The organism is Pseudomonas sp. GW456-12-10-14-LB2, assembly GCF_002884345.1.
GTDB lineage: Bacteria > Pseudomonadota > Gammaproteobacteria > Pseudomonadales > Pseudomonadaceae > Aquipseudomonas > Aquipseudomonas paraglycinae.
Genome location: NZ_POHV01000082.1, coordinates 1 through 3,868, shown reverse-complemented (window position 1 = coordinate 3,868; position 3,868 = coordinate 1). Strand labels below are relative to the sequence as shown.

The window sequence follows — 3,868 nt, the reverse complement described above, 5'->3', positions numbered from 1 at the left end:
TTCAACCGATCAGGTTGAGTTGGAGAGCAAACCCTGCAGTTGAAAACTGCAGGGCGCGGTGGCTTTTAACCTTGACTTGAGACCGGCTAATGGGCGTCCCGTTTTTTCCGTTGTCTTGGGACGCTGGAGTGAGAGCTATGCGAGGGCTACAAAAACTGTATCCGATCGATGATTACCTGACCATTCACTACCACAGCAATCGACTTGATACCGTTCAGAACCCCTGTATCGATCTGTTGCTGACGCTGGTAGGCGGTGACCGTTAGGTTAATGAAATTAAGCGTCGCCCCAGCGGTATCCCTGAAAACCAAATTCATTTGAGTGGCATTACCAAAAATATTGCCACCCGCAATCCAGATCACCAGTCTGTTGGCAGTCCTGCCAATCAGCTCCACCTCATAAGATAGAGAGGTAATTTGCCCATTAGGCTGCGCTAAATACCCATAAAACGCCTGTCCATCTGCGTCAACGGGATCAGTAAACCTTCCAATGGCCAGCGAGTCATTCGGATGAACTTTTCCCGTCAAGGTTACTTTGATTTTATTGGTCGAAACCGATTGCCCAACCTCGGAGGCTCCCTGACTGGGTGTGGACTCAAAATCCTCAATGTCCGGCAAACCCTCTCCAACTACTCGTGCCTGGGCTTCCTTGGAAACGCCAATGACTTTGCCTCCCCTGATCTGTTCGAACTTGACCCTCACCTGACTGTTGGCAACCACCTTTACATTGGGTATTGGCCAGGAAAACTGCCCCGGTACATTGCCGATTGGCAAAGTCTCGTCATGGGTGGCGACCATGACGCCGTTCAGCCACGCTTCGAACGTTAGATGAATCTGATCCCCCGCCTGCCAAATCGTATTGATCAAGTGAATCAGCGCCCACAATGGCCCGCCATTCATTTTGCCCAGATCGACTTCTTTCGGATCGTCACCGTTTTCTCCGAGGATTTCCTGAAGGATGGCCTCGAGCAGTTCTGCCCAATCCAGATGCACATCGATCAGACAAGGAATCGACCAATGATCCTGTGCATTGAATTGGCCCAACTGTGTTGTTCCTGAGTAATTGTTTGTCTGGCTGATCACGTTGTACTTGATCGGGAACTGCGGATTGTTCGGATCCTTGGCAAAGTGCGGTGTAGTCAGAGTGAGTGTGATTGGCTGGGTCAGGTCGGGGTTGGGGTTGGTCGGCGTTGGTTCGATTCGATGTTTGGTCTCTACTCCGCCGCTATCAACAGTGATCAGGTCATAGAGATGTTTGTGCGGATAATCCAGCGTTAGCAGTACGCCTTGTGCAGCTTGTGAGGCGTCCACGCTGGTGGGGGTGGCGTTGATGGCGAGTGCCGAATGTCCGCCCCCCGGTACCTGTTCATCGCCACCTGGAGCAAAAGCATCGTAAAGCACCGTCAATGAGGGAGACGTGTCGCCGTTGCCTGAAAGACGCTCAACCGTACAGTGCAAACTGTTGATGTCCTCCAGCAGCAAACCGGCAGGCAGGCGTAACAGCACCGGGTCGCTGATGCTGAATACGATTTCACTGCTGATCGGCTTTGGGTTGTTGTTCAGGTGCAAGTGAACGGTTTCATACAGATCCTGACCTTGCCAAGGCCCGAACAGCACTGCCATCCCCAAAGGGTCTTTGTAGTGATTGACGATCGAGACCCCGATATGCGCACCAATCACCGGGTCAGTCTTGAGGAGGACTTGTGGAGGCGTGAGAGCAAAAATGGCGATGGGGGGCGACGTGGTGGCGTTCATGGCATCTGCTCGCGGGGCAATTGAGATGAGCTTCATCAAAGCACCATGCAGTTGCATCGACCACTGTCAGATCTGACAGGTGAAGGCTGTTTATAGATGAACGGTCGAGTGCCGAAGAGATCTCCAAGGATTTGAACAGGCAGAAAAACGGCGCCGTAAAGGGGCCGTTTTGGTTTCATCACTCAAACGCGCGGCTCAGCCGCCACCTCCAGATTATCCAGCGCACGATTCACCGCCAGTTCCCCCAGCATGATCAATTGCGCGATCCCCAGCAGCACATGCCGGTGCGAGCCGTCCACCAGCCCGGCGAAGTCGGTGGCCATTGTTTTGGCCGAGGTCAGGGTTTCGCAGGCGTCGGCCAGCAGTTCTTCGCTGTCGATGCCGGGGGCGATGAGGTAGCGGGTGTTGGGTTTGAGCAGCGGTTTTATGGGGAGTAGGGGATTGAAGTAGTGATCGAGGGCGCGTTCGGCGGCTTCGTGGAAGGTCTTCGAATCCACCGATTCGTAAGGCGAGGTGGAGTCGGTTTCGGGCGGGTTTGGCGTTGGTTTGATCATGGTGAAGCTCCTTGAGAAATGGAGCCGTCATCCATCGCTGCTAAACGAATGAGGTGGCGGCTGTACGCGGGTTAGCAGACCAGGCTCAAGGATCCCGGCGCACCGAAGTGCCCCACGCAAGCCGCCATAAAACAGAAATGGCGAAACCAGCGTGCCTTGAGAATTGCCGAGCTGCTAAACCCGATCGCTGATTCATCAGCGACCCGGAAACGATAGAGCCCGCCCTCAAGGCGCACAAGCCGGCGGATTCTGGCGGATGCGTAGGCAATGGCGCAAGGCGTTGTGGCTTGCCGGACGTTTCGGTCAACGGCTTTAAACAGTCATGGCGAATCCGTGAAGAAGCGGTTTACAGTGACCGGCCACGCACTGATCCAAGAGGGATCTTCCATGCCTGAGCACAACCCCGCCATTCACCTCGAACGCTTCAGCGAATCCCACGTCGAAGGCGTCACCGCGCTTTACAACGACCCGGCTGTGACCCGGCAGGTGCTGCAGATGCCGTTTCAGTCTGCCGAGATCTGGCGTCAACGACTGATGCCGGAAAACGAACGGATGGTGAAACTGGTGGCGTTGCATCAAGGTGCGGTGATCGGGCATCTCGGGCTGGAGGCTTTTTCGCGGATTCGCCGCAGTCACGCGGGCAGTGTCGGCATGGCCGTTGCGGTAGCGTGGCAGGGCAAGGGTGTCGGTTCGAAGCTGTTGGCAGCGGCGCTGGACATCGCCGACAACTGGATGAACCTGCACCGGGTCGAACTTTCGGTGTACGCCGACAACGAGGCGGCAATCGGCCTCTATCGCAAGTTCGGCTTCGAAAACGAGGGCCTGTTCCGCGATTACGCCGTGCGTGACGGGCAATGGGTCGACACTTTGAGCATGGCGCGTCTGCGCAAACGCTGACCTTCTGTCCGTCAATGGTCGATCAGGCGATCGTGCAGGCAAATGACTTGCACGGTCGTCATCGGCATCTGCCATGCTCAAAGTCCGCAGCACCGCTCCTTGAAGGAACACCGCAATGGACGACGTACAGCAACTGGGAGAAATGCTTCGCCACTATGCCGACAGCGAAGCGCACAAGAAGCAATTGTTCGAGACGCAATCGGCGACCTGGGCCACACGGATTAGCGAGTTGTTCGGGCAGATTCAGCAATGGCTGGAGCCGGTGCAGGCGCCGGGGTTGCTGGAGGTGAGTCGCGAGGCTTATGTGGCGTTCGGGCCGAGCACGCCGGTTGAGACCTCAACCTTCAAGACTAAAAAACTGAGCATCGTGATTGCCGGCAAACCGGTGGAGTTTGTGCCGGATGTGATGGGCAGCGGTGGACAGATTTCGCTGGCGGTGGTGGGGCTGACGGCGGCGCGTTATGGGAGTGTTTCGTTGGTGGGGTTGCCCAATGGTGATTGGCAGTGGCGCAAGACCAATGGGTTGAAGGATCCGGACACCTTTGCCTTCGATGCGAATTTTCTCGCGCAGCAACTGCAGAGCCTCATCCCCCGCGACCGCACCTAAGATCAAAAGCCTACCCCCTCATCGGAACGCCGCCCGCCCAGCCCTCTCCCCCAAGG

4 protein-coding genes are annotated in these 3,868 nt (G+C 56.2%); 2 read left to right on the top strand and 2 right to left on the bottom strand.

Features of this window, described 5'->3' with window-relative positions:
• Positions 1–146: 146 nt before the first annotated feature.
• Positions 147–1,790, bottom strand: a complete 1,644-nt coding sequence (locus tag C1X29_RS28125; RefSeq protein ID WP_102718945.1) for a hypothetical protein — start codon at positions 1,788–1,790, stop codon at positions 147–149.
• A gap of 146 nt (positions 1,791–1,936) precedes the next feature.
• Complete coding sequence (locus C1X29_RS28120; protein WP_102718944.1) at positions 1,937–2,308, bottom strand: DUF6124 family protein; 372 nt, start codon at positions 2,306–2,308, stop codon at positions 1,937–1,939.
• Positions 2,309–2,695: 387 nt separating this feature from the next.
• On the opposite strand from C1X29_RS28120, the gene C1X29_RS28115 reads away from it, so the two are divergent.
• Together C1X29_RS28115 and C1X29_RS28110 are read left to right on the top strand one after the other, a co-directional pair.
• Positions 2,696–3,205: a GNAT family N-acetyltransferase gene (locus C1X29_RS28115; RefSeq protein ID WP_102718943.1), complete on the top strand. Its 510-nt coding sequence runs from the start codon at positions 2,696–2,698 to the stop codon at positions 3,203–3,205.
• 115 nt (positions 3,206–3,320) lie between these two features.
• Positions 3,321–3,812 carry a hypothetical protein gene (locus tag C1X29_RS28110; RefSeq protein ID WP_102718942.1) on the top strand — a complete coding sequence of 164 codons (492 nt, stop codon included), beginning with the start codon at positions 3,321–3,323 and terminating at the stop codon, positions 3,810–3,812.
• The last annotated feature ends 56 nt before the right edge of the window (positions 3,813–3,868 follow it).